This is a genomic window from Kitasatospora purpeofusca (genome assembly GCF_042691725.1).
Lineage (GTDB): Bacteria > Actinomycetota > Actinomycetes > Streptomycetales > Streptomycetaceae > Kitasatospora > Kitasatospora purpeofusca_B.
In genome coordinates, this window is record NZ_CP170483.1 from 5,788,609 (window position 1) to 5,802,654 (window position 14,046).

Sequence of the window (14,046 nt, forward strand, 5' to 3'; positions counted from 1 at the left end):
TGTCCGCTGTTCGGAGGCGCCCGGCCAGCGGGTTCCGTCACTCCTGCGGGAAGTGGCAGGCGGCCTGGTGATCGGCGCTCACCGGATCGGCGGCGGCCGCGAGCGGCGGCGCCTCGTTCGCGCAGCGGTCGCGCGCCGCCGCGTCGAGCCCGGGGTGGACGGGGCAGCGGGCCCGGAACGGGCAGCCGGTGTGCCGGACGGTGGGGGAGGGCGGGTCGCCGGCCAGCAGGACGCGGGCGCGGGCGCGTTCGGCGGCCGGGTCCGGCAGCGGGACGGCGGAGAGCAGGGCGCGGGTGTAGGGGTGCCGGGGCCGCTCGAAGACGGCGGACACCTCGCCCTGTTCGACCGTCCGTCCCAGGTACATCACGCTGACCCGGTCGGCGAGGTGCCGGATCACCGAGAGGTCGTGCGAGACGAAGAGGTAGGACAGGCCCAGTTCCGCCTTGAGCGACTGGAGCAGGTTGAGCACCCCGGCCTGGATCGAGACGTCCAGGGCGGAGACCGGCTCGTCGAGCACCAGCAGCCGGGGGCGGACGGCCAGCGCGCGGGCGATCGAGATCCGCTGCCGCTGCCCACCGGAGAACTGGTGCGGGTAGCGGACGGCGTGCGCAGGGTCGAGGCCGACCTGGCGCAGGAGTTCGGGCACCCGGCGGGCGATCTCGCCCTTCGCGGCCCGCTGGGCGCGCAGCGGTTCGGCGACGATGTCGCCGACCGGCATCCGGGGGTCGAGACTGGCCATCGGGTCCTGGAAGACGATCTGCAGACGGGACCGCATCCGGTGGGCCTCGGCGCGGGAGAGCCCGGCGGTGTCCCGGCCGAGCAGCTCGATCCGGCCGGACTCGGGGGCGGCCAGGCGCAGCAGTTCGAACAGGGTGGTGGACTTGCCGGAGCCGGACTCGCCGACCAGGCCGAGCGTCTCGCCCTCCCGGATCGACAGCTCGACGCCGTCCACCGCGTGGACCGAGCCGACCCGGCGCTTGAAGACGGTCCCCCTGAGCAGCGGGAAGGTCCTGGTGAGCCCGGTGACCTCGAGGACCGCCGGGCGCTGCGCCCGGGGGAGCGGCGGGCCGGCCGCCGCCGGGAGTTCCGGCACGGGGTACACCTCGCCGGGCGCGGGCCGCCGTTCGGCCAGCTCGCCGGCCCGGACGCAGGCGGCCAGGTGCCCGTCACCGGCCAGCGGCGGTTCCACCGTGCGGCAGCGGTCCTCGGCGAGCGGGCAGCGGGCGGCGAACGGGCAGCCGTCCGGCAGTTCGGCCATCGGCGCGGGCGTGCCGGGGATCGGGACCAGCGGTCCGCGCCGGCCGTCCAGCCGGGGGACGGCGCCGACCAGGCCGAGTGTGTACGGGTGGCGCGGCGCGGCGAACAGCTCGTCGACGCCGGCCGTCTCGACGACCCGCCCCGCGTACATCACGGCGACCCGGTCGGCCATTCCGGCGATCACCCCGAGGTCGTGGCTGACCAGGACGAGCGCGGCGCCGGTCTCCCGCCGGGCGGTGCGCAGCACGTCGAGCACCTGCGCCTGGATGGTGACGTCCAGGGCGGTGGTGGGTTCGTCGGCGAGCAGCACGTCGGGGTCGTTGGCGACGGCCATGGCGATCATGGCGCGCTGGCGCATGCCGCCGGAGAACTCGTGCGGGAAGCTGTCCAGGGCGCGGTCGGGGGTCGGGATGCCGACCAGGTCGAGCAGCTCGGCGGCCCGCCTGCGGGCGGCGGACCGGTCGAGGCCGGGCCGGTGGACGCGCAGCGCCTCGACGAGCTGCTCGCCGATCCGGTAGACGGGGGTGAAGGCGGAGAGCGGGTCCTGGAAGACCATCGCGATCCGCCGGCCGCGGACGGCGGCCAGTTCGCGCCCGGGCAGGCCGACCAGTTCCCGGCCGTCCAGCCGGACCGAGCCGCGGACCCGGGCGGTGCCGGGCAGCAGTCCGAGGACGGCCAGCGCGGTGACGGACTTGCCGGAGCCGGACTCGCCGACGATGCCGAGGGTCTCGCCGCGGCGCAGGGTGAGGTCGACGCCGCGCACGGCGGGGACGGGAGCGGTGCCGCGCGGACCGGTGAAGTCGACCCGTAGGTCGTGCACGTGCAGCAGCGGGGTGCCGGCGGGGGTGGTCGCGGTGCTGGTCGCGGCGGTGCTGGTCACGTGCGGGTCCTCTTCCTCGGGGCCCGGTCGCGGGCATCGCGGGCGTCGCGGGCGCCGTCACGGGCGTCACGGCCACCGGCACGGGTACGGCCACGACCACGGCCACGGGCGCGGCGGGGCCGTCGGGCGGCCTCGGCGGTGGGGTCGAGGGCGTCGCGCAGCCCGTCGCCGATCAGGTTGACGGCCAGCACGAAGAGGACCAGCAGCCCGGCGGCGAAGTAGAACAGCCAGGGGAAGACCGGCGCCTCGCTGGTACCGGCGGCGAGCAGGGTGCCGAGCGAGACGTCCGGCGCCTTGACGCCGAAGCCGAAGTAGGAGAGCGCGGTCTCGCTCATCACGGCGCCGCCGACCGCGATGGTGGCGTCGATGATGAGGAAGGACGCGACGTTCGGCAGCACGTGCCGGGTGATGATCCGCAGCGGGTGGACGCCCATGAACTGCGCGGCCCGGACGAACTCCCGCTCGCGCAGCGAGATCGTCATCGAGCGGACCACCCGGGCGGTGATCATCCAGTTGAACAGGGCGAGCAGCAGGACGAAGGCGAGCCAGCCGGAGCCCTTCAGCCGGGGCGAGACGATCGTGATGACCAGGAAGCTGGGGAAGACCAGCATCAGGTCGACCAGGAACATCAGCAGCCGGTCGGTCCAGCCGCCGAAGTAGCCGGCGCAGGCGCCCACCAGGGAGGCCAGCACGGTCGAGAAGAGTGCCACCAGCAGGCCGATGACCAGTGACTTCTGCAGGCCGCGCAGGGTCTGCGCGAAGACGTCCTGGCCGATCCCGTTGGTGCCGAACCAGTGTGTGGTGGAGGGCGGTTGGCGCAGCGCCCCGTAGTCGGGGGCGGCGTAGTCCCAGGGGGTGAGGTACGGGCCGCCGAAGGCCAGCAGGAACAGCAGCAGGACGACGACGGCGCCGGCCACCGCCCCGCGGGCGGCGAGCAGGCGGGCGAGCACGATCCGCCCCCGACCGGCCGTCCCGGGCGCGGGGGCGGCGGGAGAATCGGAGGCGGCGGGAGAATCGGAGGCGGCGGGAGAATCGGGCCCGGGCGGCTCGGCGGGTCCGGTGATCGCGGCGGTCACGGGGGCTCCTCCTCGGCTCAGGACCGCACGCGCGGATCGAGCGCGGCGTGCAGGGTGTCGGCGAGGAAACCGGAGGCGAGCACCACGACCGCCGCGAACAGGTTGACCGCGACGACCGCGTTGACGTCCTGCTCGTTGACGGACTGGATGAACCACTCGCCCATGCCGTGCCAGCCGAAGATGGTCTCGGTGAAGGCGGCACCGGTGAAGATGCCGAGGAAGCTGTAGGCGAACATCGTCGACATCGGGATGACCGCCGTCCGCAGCCCGTGCCTGATCAGCGCCCGGCCCCGGGTGAGGCCCTTGGCCTCGGCGGTGCGCAGGTAGTCCGAGCCGAGTACGTCGAGCATGGTGCCGCGCTGGTAGCGGCTGTAGGTGGCGAGGCCGCCGAGCGCCAGCGAGAGGGTCGGCAGCAGCAGGTGCAGCGCCCAGTCGGCGAGGTGCGCGCCGAGGCCGCCGGTGAGCCCGGGCGTCTCGTACCCGGTGAAGGGGACGACCTCGTGGCCGACGGCGTCCTTGGCGGCGATGGCGCCGTTCTTGAGGAAGAGCGCGACCAGGAAGACCGGGGTGGAGAGCAGGACGAAGGACAGCACGGTCAGCAGCCGGTCGGAGATCCGGTACTGGCGCACCGCGCTCCACGCCCCGGCGGCGACGCCGAGCACCATGCCGAGCAGGCTGCCGACCAGCAGGAGCCGCAGCGAGACCCAGATCCGGCGGCGGAAGTCGTCCATCACGGGGGTGTCGTGGATGGTGCGGCCGAGGTCGCCGTGCAGCAGCAGGCCGCCGGCCCAGCGGCCGAACCGCCGGACGACCGGGGTGCGGTCGTTCAGGTTGAGGTCGGTGAGCTGGCGCTCGACCGAGGCGGCGGCCGGGCGCGGCACCTTGGCCTCGAAGTAGGCGCGCGGCTGCAGGGCCGCGCCGGCCAGCGCGTACGCCAGGAAGACGGCGGCGACCAGCAGGACGGCGTAGTAGGCGAGCCGCTTGGTCAGGTAGCGGAGCATCAACGGCCGCCCGGGGCGGGGGCGGGGCCGACGCGTCTGGTGGGCATCGGAGGGTGGCCTTCGGGTCGGGGGCGAGGGTGCGGGCGGGACGCCGGGACGCCGGGACGCCGGGGGGCACGGAGAAGGGACGCGGAGGAGGGGCGGGAGAGCCCCGCACGGGCGGTCGGCCGAGATTCTTGACCGTGGTCAGGAAAGCGCCGGTCAGAGTGTGGCACCGGTGCGCGGCCGCGGTGTTGCGGCCGTGTTGCGCTCCGTTTCGCTTGGATCAGGTGTCAACTCTGCCCCCTGGTACTCGTTCTGATCGGCTGTTACGTTCGGTCCCCGGCACCGACTTGGCTGCCCACGCTCAAGCCTCGCCACACCTCGCGTCGCTCACCTCTCACCACTCGCCCGACATCACGGGGGGACCCTCATGGACGCTTCCGCCACGCCCGCGCGCCGACTCGGCCGCGCCGCCGCCCTCGCCCTCGCCGTGGCCCTGGCGGCCACCGCGTGCAGCTCGGGCGGCGGCGGTTCGGCGGACACGGCGGTCAGGAGCGAGGCGCCCGGGCAGGGGTCCATCGACATCAACGCCAAGCCGCTGGACCAGGTCCGCGACGGCGGCGAGGTCCGCTTCCCGCTCTACCAGTGGATCACCCAGTGGAACCCGTTCCAGGTGGACGGCCGCTACGGGGACGCGGTCGAGATCATGCGCACGCTGGAGCCGAGCCTCTTCAGCACCGACGAGACCGGCACCTTCAAGCCGGTCGCGGACTACCTGCTGGACGCCAAGGTCACCTCCGCCTCGCCGCAGGTGATCACCTACCGGCTGAACCCGAAGGCCAAGTGGTCGGACGGCAAGCCGCTGAGCTACCTCGACTTCAAGGCCGACTGGGAGGCCACCAACGGGAAGAAGGACGGCTACAACATCGCCGACTCGGCCGGCTACGAGCTGATCTCCGCCGTCGAGCAGGGCGCCGACCCGGCCGAGGTCAAGGTGACCTTCTCCGAGCCGTACGCCGACTGGCAGAGCCTGTTCCGCCCGCTGATCCCGGCGGCCGGGATCGCCACCGCCGACGACTTCAACAAGGGCTGGGTGGAGCGGATCCCGATCACCGCCGGCCCGCTGAAGATCGGCACCGCCGACAAGACCGCGCAGACCCTCACGCTCGTCCCGGACCCGAACTGGTGGGGCGCCAAGCCGAAGGCGGAGCGGATCACCTTCCGGGTGATGTCGCAGTCGGCGACCACCCAGGCCTTCCTCAACAACGAGATCGACTACGCCGCGGCCGGCACCGCCACCGCGTACGGGCAGCTCAAGGACGCCAAGGACACGGTGATCCGGTCCGCCAGCCCGTGGGACGAGGTGCACATCTCGTTCGGCGGCGGCGGTCCGCTGGCGGACGTGAAGGTCCGCCAGGCGCTCGGCCGGGCGCTGGACCGGGGCGCGCTCATCAAGATCGCCAACAACGGCGTGCCGGTGGAGTTCAAGCCGCTCGGCAACCACATCTTCATGCCCAACCAGACCGGCTACCGCGACAACTCCGGCGACTGGGCGAAGTTCGACCTGGCCGCCGCGAAGAAGCTGCTGGACGAGGCCGGCTGGAAGGAGGACGGCAGCGGCCGGCCCCGCACCAAGGACGGTCAGGCGCTGACCCTGCACTGGGTGCTCAACGAGTCCACCCCGCAGGCCCAGGTCGACCTCGCCACCGCGGCCCAGGCGATGTGGCTGGCGGCCGGCGTCAAGGTCGAGGTCGACAAGGTCGCGGCCAACGACTTCTTCACCAAGTACGTCAACCCCGGCAAGTGGGACATCGCCAGTTGGCGCAACACCGACTCGTTCCCGCTCTCCAGCAGCCTGACCAACTTCCGCCTGCCGCAGGGCGACAACGTCTTCGGCAACTACTCCAAGCTGGGCAGCGAGGAGATCGACGCGCTGCTGAAGAAGGCGGCCGGCACGATCGACCCGGTGGAGGCCGCGAAGCTCTACAACCAGGCGGACGCCCGGATCTGGGAACTCGGCCACACCTACGAGCTGTACCAGCGGCCGACCGTGGGGGCGGCCCGCAAGGGGCTCGCCAACTACGGCGCGTTCGGGCTGGCGAGCACGGACTACGCCAAGGTCGGCTGGGAGAAGTAACCGGGGACGGGGGCGGGACCGGCGGGGCGGCCCCCGGCGGTCGGGCGGGCGCACGGCGGGCACTGGCGAGCAGCGCGGTGATCACGAGGCGGGTGGTGCGGACACGGGAAGACCGGCGTCGCCGCCCCCGCTGTCCTGCCACCCGTCTTGACCTTCCGCGATGCCCGCAGGCCGCCCGTGCCGCAGGGCTCGTCCCCGGGCCCCGTCCGCTTCGAACCGGGGACGAATCTAGCGGGCGGTCCGGGCCGTCACGCCCCACGGCACGGGCGCGCCCGGAAACCCGCCGCGCTGTCACCCGGTTCGCGCACCGGGGCGTCAACTCTCGCTGACGCCGGGGCATATCGGGGCATAGTCGGGCAATCATCGCATCCGGCGGACACTTCGGTCGCTCGCGGGCCCTTCTCGGGCCCTTTCCGGACGTCCTCGGACGCTTCCCGGCGCCCTGTGGTGCGTGCGCGGCGCCCGGTGCGCTGCCAGATGCGGCGGGTTCGGCCCGCCCGTCCGGAGCCCGGAGACCGTCCATGACGAGCACGAGGGGCTGGGATCCACTGCGCGACGGCCGGCAGGCCTTCCTCCGGGGGTGTGGCCACGACCCGGTCTTCGGCTCGGCGGCGGCGGTCGGTTCAGCCGGCGCTGCTGCCGGTGGCCTCGGTGCCGGTGCTCGCCTGCACGGCGGCGGGCGGCTCCGGGGCCCTCGCGGTGGGCCTGGTGACGGGCCTGGTGACGGCGGCGACGGCGGCGGCCGGGGTGGCGCCGCACGCGAGGGACCGCTGAGCGGGGGCGGACGGATGGCGCTGCCCCGAGCCCTCCCGCGGCTGCCCGTCGCTGGGGTGCTCCTCGGCCCGGCCGTTCGTCCCGTTCGGCGGGCCCGGCCCGTTCGTCCCGCCCGCCCCGCCGCGGACCGGACCGTGGAGCGCCGACCCGTTGGACACCGACCCGTTGAGTGCTGACCCGTTGGACACCGACCCGTTCGCGCGGAGCGGGTCCAGCGGCGGCGGCCCCAGCAGGGTGCGCAGCACCTCGTCGCGCCCCGTGAGCCAGGACCGGTACACCGGGCTGGCCTGGGCGAGGTCCAGGTAGGCCGCCCGCAGCTCCTCGTACAGCGCCTCCCGGCCCGGCGGGCCGAGCGCGCGCGGCCGCCAGACCAGCAGCAGCCGCACGGCCAGCGGGTCGCCGTGCAGCCGGCGCACGACGGTGCCCGGTCCGGGCAGGGAGGTCGGCTGGCAGGGGCGGACCGCCTCCCCGGAGGCGACCAGTTCGGCGGCGGTGGTGTTGTCCCGCACCTGCACCACCCGGGGGTTGAGCCCGGCGGCGCGGAACACCCGGCGCATCGCGGCGTACTCGTGGTCGGCGGTGGGATCCACCATCCAGGTGTCCTCGGCGAGTTCGGCCAGCCGGACCACCGGCCGGGCGGCCGCCGGATGGCCGGCCGCGAGCGCGACGAACTGCGGCTCGCGGGCGAGCAGCACCCGGTGCTCGGCGTCCGGGGGCAGCCGCAGCGGGAAGCCCTCGCTCTCGTGCACGAAGGCGACGTCCAACTGGTCGGCGGCGATCATCCGGAGCAGGGCGTTGGCCGAGATGTCGATCTGGATCGTGGTGTCGGTCTCCGGCAGGCGATCGTGCAGCCGGCGCAGCCAGGCGGCCACCGCCCGGCTGCCGACGCTGCCGATCCGCAGCCGCCGGGCCCGCTCCCCACCGGCCGCCTCCCGCGCCTCCTGGCGGGCGGCGGCCACCAGTGCCGCCATCTCGGAGATCACCGGCCTGGCCCGGGACAGCACGGAGTGGCCGAGCGCGGTGGGCCGGCTGCCGGTCTGCTCCCGGGTGAACAGCGTGCCGCCGACGGCCCGTTCGATGCGGTGCAGCTGGGTGGTGAGCGACGGTTGGGTCATGCCGAGCTGCAGCGCTGCCTTGCGGAGGCTTCCGGTGTCGGCGATCGCGCACAGCACCCGCAGGTGTCTCACGTCGAGCTCCACATCGGGGAGCGTAACGGTCGAAACGGGTTGACGCCAGGGACATGACAGGCTGTCGGGTCGGCCGGTGCGCGGCCGGCGGCCCACCGCCGGGAATCGCCGGACCGATGGTCGGACGGACCGCCGGACCGATCGTCGGGTGGTGCGGTGATTGTTCCGGGCTATCGCCGGTTGACATCATCCGCCGGGCCGCCGGCCTGGCCGAAGCTCTGGGGCAGCAAGCATTCATCCGATGCCCGCGGCCCGGCCCCCACCGGCCGCGGCGCACTCGCGAATCGGAGCCCCACATGAACCGTGTCTCGCGCACGCTCTCCATCGCGCTCGGACTGGTCCTGGCCGCGGGAACGGCCGCCCTGCCGACCGCCGCCACCGCCGCCCCGGTGAGTGCCCCCGACGCCGGCGCCGTCCGGCACTACACCCCGGGCACCGCCGCGAAGGGCGCGGGCAAGGCGGACGACCGGGCGTTCTTCGAGGCCGTCATGAAGTCCGCGCGGGCCAAGCAGGCCGCCAACCCGTACCTGCTGGCCGTCACCGTGACCTACGACGCGAGCAACGCGCCGTCCTTCGCCTCGCAGATAGCCCAGAGCGCGCAGATCTGGAACGGCTCGGTCGCCAACGTCCGCCTCCAGCAGGGCTCCGGCGCCGACTTCGCCTACTACGAGGGCGACGACCCGGCCAACGGCTCCTACGCCAGCACCGACGGCCACGGCAACGGCTACATCTTCCTCGACTACACCCAGAACCAGCAGTACTCCTCGCTGCGCGTGACCGCGCACGAGACGGGGCACGTGCTGGGCCTGCCCGACCACTACTCGGGCCCGTGCAGCGAGCTGATGTCGGGCGGCGGCCCCGGCCCGTCGTGCACCAACCCGTACCCGAACAGCGCCGAGCGCAGCCGCGTCAACTCCCTGTGGCGGTACGGCCTGGCCGGCTGATCCGGCCCTTCGGCGGACCGCCCTCCCGGCGGCCTTCGACGCGCGCCGGCCGGACGACCCCCTCCGGCCGGGCGCGCGCCCATCCGCACCACCGCACCGCCCGCGGTACCTCCCGTACCGCCGCACCGACGTACCGACGTACCCCCGCCCCTCGACCCGTGAACGGGAGCCCCCACATGAACCGTGTCTCGCGCACGTTCTCCGCCGCCCTCGGCCTGGCGCTCGCCGCCGGCCTGGCCGCCCTGCCGACCAGCGCCGTCGCCGCCCCGACCCAGGGCTACACGGCGTCCGGCACCGCCTACGCCGGTTCGGCCGCCGAGGACGCCGACAACCAGGCGTTCTACGAGGCCGTCATGAAGTCCGCGCGGGCCAAGCAGGCCGCCAACCCGTACCTGCTGGCCGTCACCGTGACCTACGACGCCAGCAGCGCGCCGTCCTTCGCCTCGCAGATATCCCAGAGCGCGCAGATCTGGAACGGCTCGGTCGCCAACGTGCAGCTCCGGTCCGGCTCCGCCGCCGACTTCCGCTACTACGAGGGCAACGACTCGCGCGGCTCGTACGCCAGCACCGACGGTCACGGCCGCGGCTACATCTTCCTCGACTACGCGCAGAACCGGCAGTACAACTCGGTGCGGGTGACCGCCCACGAGACCGGCCACGTGCTCGGCCTGCCCGACCACTACTCCGGCCCGTGCAGTGAGCTGATGTCGGGCGGCGGCCCCGGCACCTCCTGCACCAACCCGTACCCGAACAGCACCGAGCGCAGCCGCGTCAACTCCCTCTGGCGGTAGCCCCCAGGGCCTGCCCCGCGCACCGCAGTGACGGCCCGGTCGCCGGAACCCCGGCGACCGGGCCGCCCCGTGTGCGTTCCCGCCCCTCGCGGCGTCCCCGAGCAGGGCCGGCGGTGCGCGCCCCACCGTGTCACCGCCGTGCCCGCTCGCGCCGGGATTGTCGGTGCCCCGTGCGAGCATGCGGACCAGGACCCGTCCGCCGCCGACCGCGAGGTGCCCCCGCCATGCCCCAGCACGTCCCCGACCGCCTGGAAGACCTGCCCTACGCCGACCACCTGACCGCGCACACCGGGCCGCTGCGCAGCGACGGGCGCTACGACACCGTCCACTTCGACGGCGGCGAGTACACCGACCAGTCGGGGGCCGGCGCGACCTTCCTGGAGTGCGCCCTCACCGGTGTCGCGCTGAGCGGCGTCAAGCTCCGCCAGGCCCGGTTCAACGAGGTCTGGGCGCAGGCCGGCCGCTGGGTGGCCTGCGACCTCGCCGACAGCGAGTGGCAGGACAGCGCAGTCACCGGCGGCGTCCTGGCCGGCATCGCCGCCCACGGTTCGGCGCTGCGCCGGGTGGTGTTCCGCGGCTGCAAGCTGGAGGCGGTCAACCTGCGCGCCGCCGTGCTGCGCGACGTCGTCTTCGAGGACTGCCTGCTGCGTGACGTCGACCTCGCCGACGCGAGGCTCACCGACGTCACCTTCCCCGGCTCCACCCTGGAGGAGGTCCGGCTGCGCGGCGCCACCCTGAGCAGGGTCGACCTGCGCGGCGCCGCCGCCCTCGGCCTGCCCGACGGCCACCAGGGCCTGCGCGGGGCCCTGATCAGCTCCACCCAACTCCTCGAACTGGCCCCGCAGTTCGCCCAGGCGCTGGGGATCACGGTGCAGGACGGCTGAGCCGGCCGTTCAACCGCCGGTCGTTCGGTGACGGCGGGGAGAACAGTCCGCCAACCCTGCCGCCCACCCCTGGTGGGCGCGTTCGGGGCGGGTGGAGGATGCTGCGCGATCGAGTGGGCCCCGACTTGTGTGCACAACATCGCCAGTGAAGGGACGGGCTGGGCTGATGGCCGAGCTGAGTCGTAGGAAGTTCGTGACGTTGTCCGGCGCCGCCGCCGCGGGTCTGGCCGTGGCCGGCGCCGGAACCACCGGCGCCGGGGCGGCCCCCGCCGCCGCACCGGCCACCGCGCCAGGCGCACCGGCCACCGCGCCGTCGGCCGCGCTGTCGCAGACCGGCACCCTCGCCGACGCGCGGCACATCGTGATCCTGATGCAGGAGAACCGCAGCTTCGACCACTACTTCGGCATGCTGCGCGGCGTGCGCGGCTTCGCCGACCGCTCCGCCGTCCAGATCGCCGGCGGCTACTCCGTCTTCAACCAGCCCAACGGCCTGCTGGCCCGCCAGTACCCGTGGCAGTTCAGCCTCACCAAGCCGGCCGGCGGCGCCGACCCGGAGCGCCTCGCCCAGTGCAACGGGGACCTCAGCCACGGTTGGAGCGACCAGCACAAGGCCTGGAACGGCGGCAAGCTGGACTCCTGGGTGGCGGCCAAGGGCAATGTCCGCACCCTGGGCTTCCTCACCCGTCAGGACATCCCGTTCCACTACGCGCTCGCCGAGAACTGGACCATCGCCGACGCCTACTTCTGCTCGGTGCTGAGCGCCACCGGCCCCAACCGCACCTACCACTGGTCCGGCCAGATCGACCCGTCCGGCGCCGCCGGCGGTCCGGCGTACGACGGCGGCGACGAGAAGGGCCTGCGCTGGCAGACCTACGCCGAGGCGCTGGAGAACGCCGGCGTCAGCTGGAAGGTCTACCAGAACGCCGCCGACAACTACGGCGACAACGCCTTGGCCTACTTCACCCAGTTCGCGAACGCGCCCGCCGGCAGCCCGCTCGCGGTCAAGGGCATGGGCTCCGTCCCCAGGGCCACCGGAAGGACCCCGGACGACATCGTCGCCGCGATCAAGGCCGACGTGCTGGCCGGCACCCTCCCGCAGGTCTCCTGGATCGTCCCCAACCAGGAGGTCTCCGAGCACCCGTACGCCACCCCGGCCGACGGCGCGCACTTCGTCCACAACGTGGTCGACGCGCTCAACGCCGACCCGGACGTCTTCAACTCCACGGTCCTGTTCCTCAACTACGACGAGAACGACGGCTTCTTCGACCACGTCCCGCCGCCCGCCGCCCCGGCCGGCACCCCGGGCGAGTTCTACAACGGCACCAACATCGGCCTCGGCTTCCGCGTCCCGCTGATCGCCGTCTCCCCGTGGACCCGCGGCGGCTGGGTCTCCTCCGAGGTCTTCGACCACACCTCGGTGCTGCGCTTCCTGGAGAAGTGGACGGCCGCCCTCGGCAAGCCCGCCACCTGCGTCAACATCAGCGACTGGCGCCGCCGGGTCTGCGGCGACCTCACCGGCCTGTTCGACTTCGCCAACCCGGTGTACGGCCTGCCGGCGCTGCCCGCCACGGCCGGCGCGGTGGTCGGCATGTCCACCTGCGGGCCGCTGCCCAACCCGGCCCCGGTCGACAACAAGCTGCCCGCCCAGGAGGCCGGCACCCGCCCGGCCCGCGCCGTTCCCTACCAGCCGAACGCCAACCTGGACCACCTGGAGTTCGGCTCGGCCGGCGCGATCAAGGTCTGGCTGAAGATGGCGAACGAGGGCGCCGAGGCGACGAAGTCCGCCCACTTCGCCGCGTACGCCAACGCCTACCGCGGCGGCGGCCCCTGGCAGTACACCGTCGACCCGGGCGGCAACCAGAGCGACTTCTTCAACTGCGGCACCGGCTACGGCAGCGGCCAGTACGACCTGAGCGTGGTCGGCCCCAACCGCTTCCTGCGCCGCTTCAAGGGCGACGCCACCAAGGCCGGCAAGAACGCGGCCGTCACCTGTTCGTACGCCGTGGAGCCGGGCACCGGCAGGCCGGCGGTGTACTTCAGGCTCGCCAACACCGGCGCCACCGCGCTGACCTTCACCATCACGTCCACCAACTACCGCACCGACGGACCCTGGACCTACCAGGTGCCGGCCGGCGGCAGCGTGAGCGACTTCTTCAACGCCGTCGCCTACACCAACGGCTGGTACGACTTCACCGTCACGGTGGACGCCGACAGCACCTGGTCGCAGCGGTTCACCGGCCACCTGGAGACCGGCGCCGCCAGCGTCAGCGGCTGAGCCCCGGCGCGCGCGTCACGGGCTCACAGGCCCCGGGGGAACCACGGATCGTGGACCTCCCGGGGCCCGTACGGCGTGAGCAGCGTGAGCGACAGCGGCGACGCCGCGTACTCGGCCAGCAGCACCGCGCCGTACCGGGTCTCCAGTTCGGCCTGCACCGGCACCCGCAGCCGGCTGAGCGCCCGCCGCAGGTGCAGCGCGTCGCGCCGGCTGACCGGCTGCGGCGCGCGCAGCACCAGCCGCAGCGGGCTCAGCGGGCCGGCCACCGGTTCGCCGGTGGCCAGCTCGTAGCCGATCGAGCCGATCGGGCCCCAGGCCAGCCGGTGGTCGGCGATCAGCTGCCCGGCGAGCGCGAGCACCGCCAGCGCGGGGATCGCCGCCACCCGCTCGGGCGACAGCAGGCAGAGCCGTCCCGGCAGCTGTTCGGGGCGCAGCGTGCGGGCCACCGCCGCCCGGGGCGCCAGGGCGTCCAGCCGCTGTCCGCGCCGGGGCCCGCGCACCGTCACCGGCAGCCAGGTCTCCGGCGCGGCCGACACGTCCCGGACGCAGCGCACGGGGTGCGGGGTGTCCACCGGCGCGCCCGCCACCGCCGGCGCCCGCCCGACCGTCACCCAGGGGTGCGCGCGCAGCACCTGCCGCGCCCAGTCCGGCAGCTCGCCGCCGCCGAGCGGGCGCAGCGAGCTGGGGCACTGCATCAGCAGCAGGTCGTGGACGCCGGGCAGCCGCCCGTCGAGCGCGGCCAGCGATCCGACCAGCCGGCGCGGTCCGCCGTGCAGTTCCTCACTCGGACGGGGGACGCGGGGGTGGGCGGCGACGGTCACGGCGGGCTCCAGGGGTGGGATCGGGACCGGCTGACGG

The 14,046-nt window shown here is 74.0% G+C and carries 9 protein-coding genes and 1 pseudogene; 5 read left to right on the forward strand and 5 right to left on the reverse strand.

The window, feature by feature from the left end; translation table 11 throughout:
- Positions 1–37: 37 nt before the first annotated feature.
- The 3 genes from ACFCLZ_RS25035 to ACFCLZ_RS25045 all read right to left on the reverse strand — a co-directional run bounded on the left by ACFCLZ_RS25035 (position 38) and on the right by ACFCLZ_RS25045 (position 4,214).
- Positions 38–2,137, reverse strand: a complete 2,100-nt coding sequence (locus tag ACFCLZ_RS25035; protein ID WP_380279439.1) for a dipeptide ABC transporter ATP-binding protein — start codon at positions 2,135–2,137, stop codon at positions 38–40.
- Positions 2,134–3,087 carry an ABC transporter permease gene (locus ACFCLZ_RS25040; protein ID WP_380286276.1) on the reverse strand — a complete coding sequence of 318 codons (954 nt, stop codon included), beginning with the start codon at positions 3,085–3,087 and terminating at the stop codon, positions 2,134–2,136. Before ACFCLZ_RS25040 ends, ACFCLZ_RS25035 begins: the two co-directional genes overlap by 4 nt.
- A gap of 143 nt (positions 3,088–3,230) precedes the next feature.
- Positions 3,231–4,214: an ABC transporter permease gene (locus tag ACFCLZ_RS25045; protein WP_380279441.1), complete on the reverse strand. Its 984-nt coding sequence runs from the start codon at positions 4,212–4,214 to the stop codon at positions 3,231–3,233.
- Positions 4,215–4,626: 412 nt separating this feature from the next.
- Between ACFCLZ_RS25045 and ACFCLZ_RS25050 the strand changes: the two genes are divergently transcribed.
- Positions 4,627–6,333 carry an ABC transporter family substrate-binding protein gene (locus tag ACFCLZ_RS25050; protein WP_380279443.1) on the forward strand — a complete coding sequence of 569 codons (1,707 nt, stop codon included), beginning with the start codon at positions 4,627–4,629 and terminating at the stop codon, positions 6,331–6,333.
- Positions 6,334–7,328: 995 nt separating this feature from the next.
- Here ACFCLZ_RS25050 and ACFCLZ_RS25055 read toward each other — a convergent pair.
- A pseudogene (locus tag ACFCLZ_RS25055) lies at positions 7,329–8,294 on the reverse strand (LysR family transcriptional regulator); the annotation flags it as partial.
- A gap of 296 nt (positions 8,295–8,590) precedes the next feature.
- Between ACFCLZ_RS25055 and snpA (ACFCLZ_RS25060) the strand changes: the two are divergent.
- The 4 genes from snpA (ACFCLZ_RS25060) (at position 8,591) to ACFCLZ_RS25075 (ending at position 13,188) form a co-directional block, all read left to right on the forward strand.
- Entirely contained in the window at positions 8,591–9,238 is a 648-nt protein-coding gene (snpA, locus tag ACFCLZ_RS25060) for a snapalysin (RefSeq protein WP_380279445.1), read from the forward strand.
- Positions 9,239–9,414: 176 nt separating this feature from the next.
- Entirely contained in the window at positions 9,415–10,029 is a 615-nt protein-coding gene (gene snpA, locus ACFCLZ_RS25065) for a snapalysin (RefSeq protein ID WP_380279447.1), read from the forward strand.
- 224 nt (positions 10,030–10,253) lie between these two features.
- The gene (locus ACFCLZ_RS25070; RefSeq protein WP_380279449.1) at positions 10,254–10,913 is read left to right on the forward strand and encodes a pentapeptide repeat-containing protein; all 660 of its coding nucleotides are present in this window, start codon (positions 10,254–10,256) and stop codon (positions 10,911–10,913) included.
- A 166-nt stretch (positions 10,914–11,079) separates the two neighbouring features.
- Complete coding sequence (locus tag ACFCLZ_RS25075; RefSeq protein WP_380279450.1) at positions 11,080–13,188, forward strand: phosphocholine-specific phospholipase C; 2,109 nt, start codon at positions 11,080–11,082, stop codon at positions 13,186–13,188.
- Positions 13,189–13,211: 23 nt separating this feature from the next.
- Here the strand turns inward: ACFCLZ_RS25075 and ACFCLZ_RS25080 are convergent, their stop codons facing one another.
- Complete coding sequence (locus ACFCLZ_RS25080; protein WP_380279452.1) at positions 13,212–14,009, reverse strand: phosphoribosyl-dephospho-CoA transferase MdcG domain-containing protein; 798 nt, start codon at positions 14,007–14,009, stop codon at positions 13,212–13,214.
- Positions 14,010–14,046 lie beyond the last annotated feature (37 nt).

What these genes read in the sequence shown, in the direction of transcription:
- ACFCLZ_RS25045 (WP_380279441.1), bottom strand. Translation starts at nt 4,214, where the DNA reads ATGCTCCGCTACCTGACCAAGCGGCTCGCCTACTACGCCGTCCTGCTG.
- ACFCLZ_RS25050 (WP_380279443.1), top strand. Translation starts at nt 4,627, where the DNA reads ATGGACGCTTCCGCCACGCCCGCGCGCCGACTCGGCCGCGCCGCCGCC.
- snpA (WP_380279445.1), top strand. Translation starts at nt 8,591, where the DNA reads ATGAACCGTGTCTCGCGCACGCTCTCCATCGCGCTCGGACTGGTCCTG.
- snpA (WP_380279447.1), top strand. Translation starts at nt 9,415, where the DNA reads ATGAACCGTGTCTCGCGCACGTTCTCCGCCGCCCTCGGCCTGGCGCTC.
- ACFCLZ_RS25070 (WP_380279449.1), top strand. Translation starts at nt 10,254, where the DNA reads ATGCCCCAGCACGTCCCCGACCGCCTGGAAGACCTGCCCTACGCCGAC.
- ACFCLZ_RS25075 (WP_380279450.1), top strand. Translation starts at nt 11,080, where the DNA reads ATGGCCGAGCTGAGTCGTAGGAAGTTCGTGACGTTGTCCGGCGCCGCC.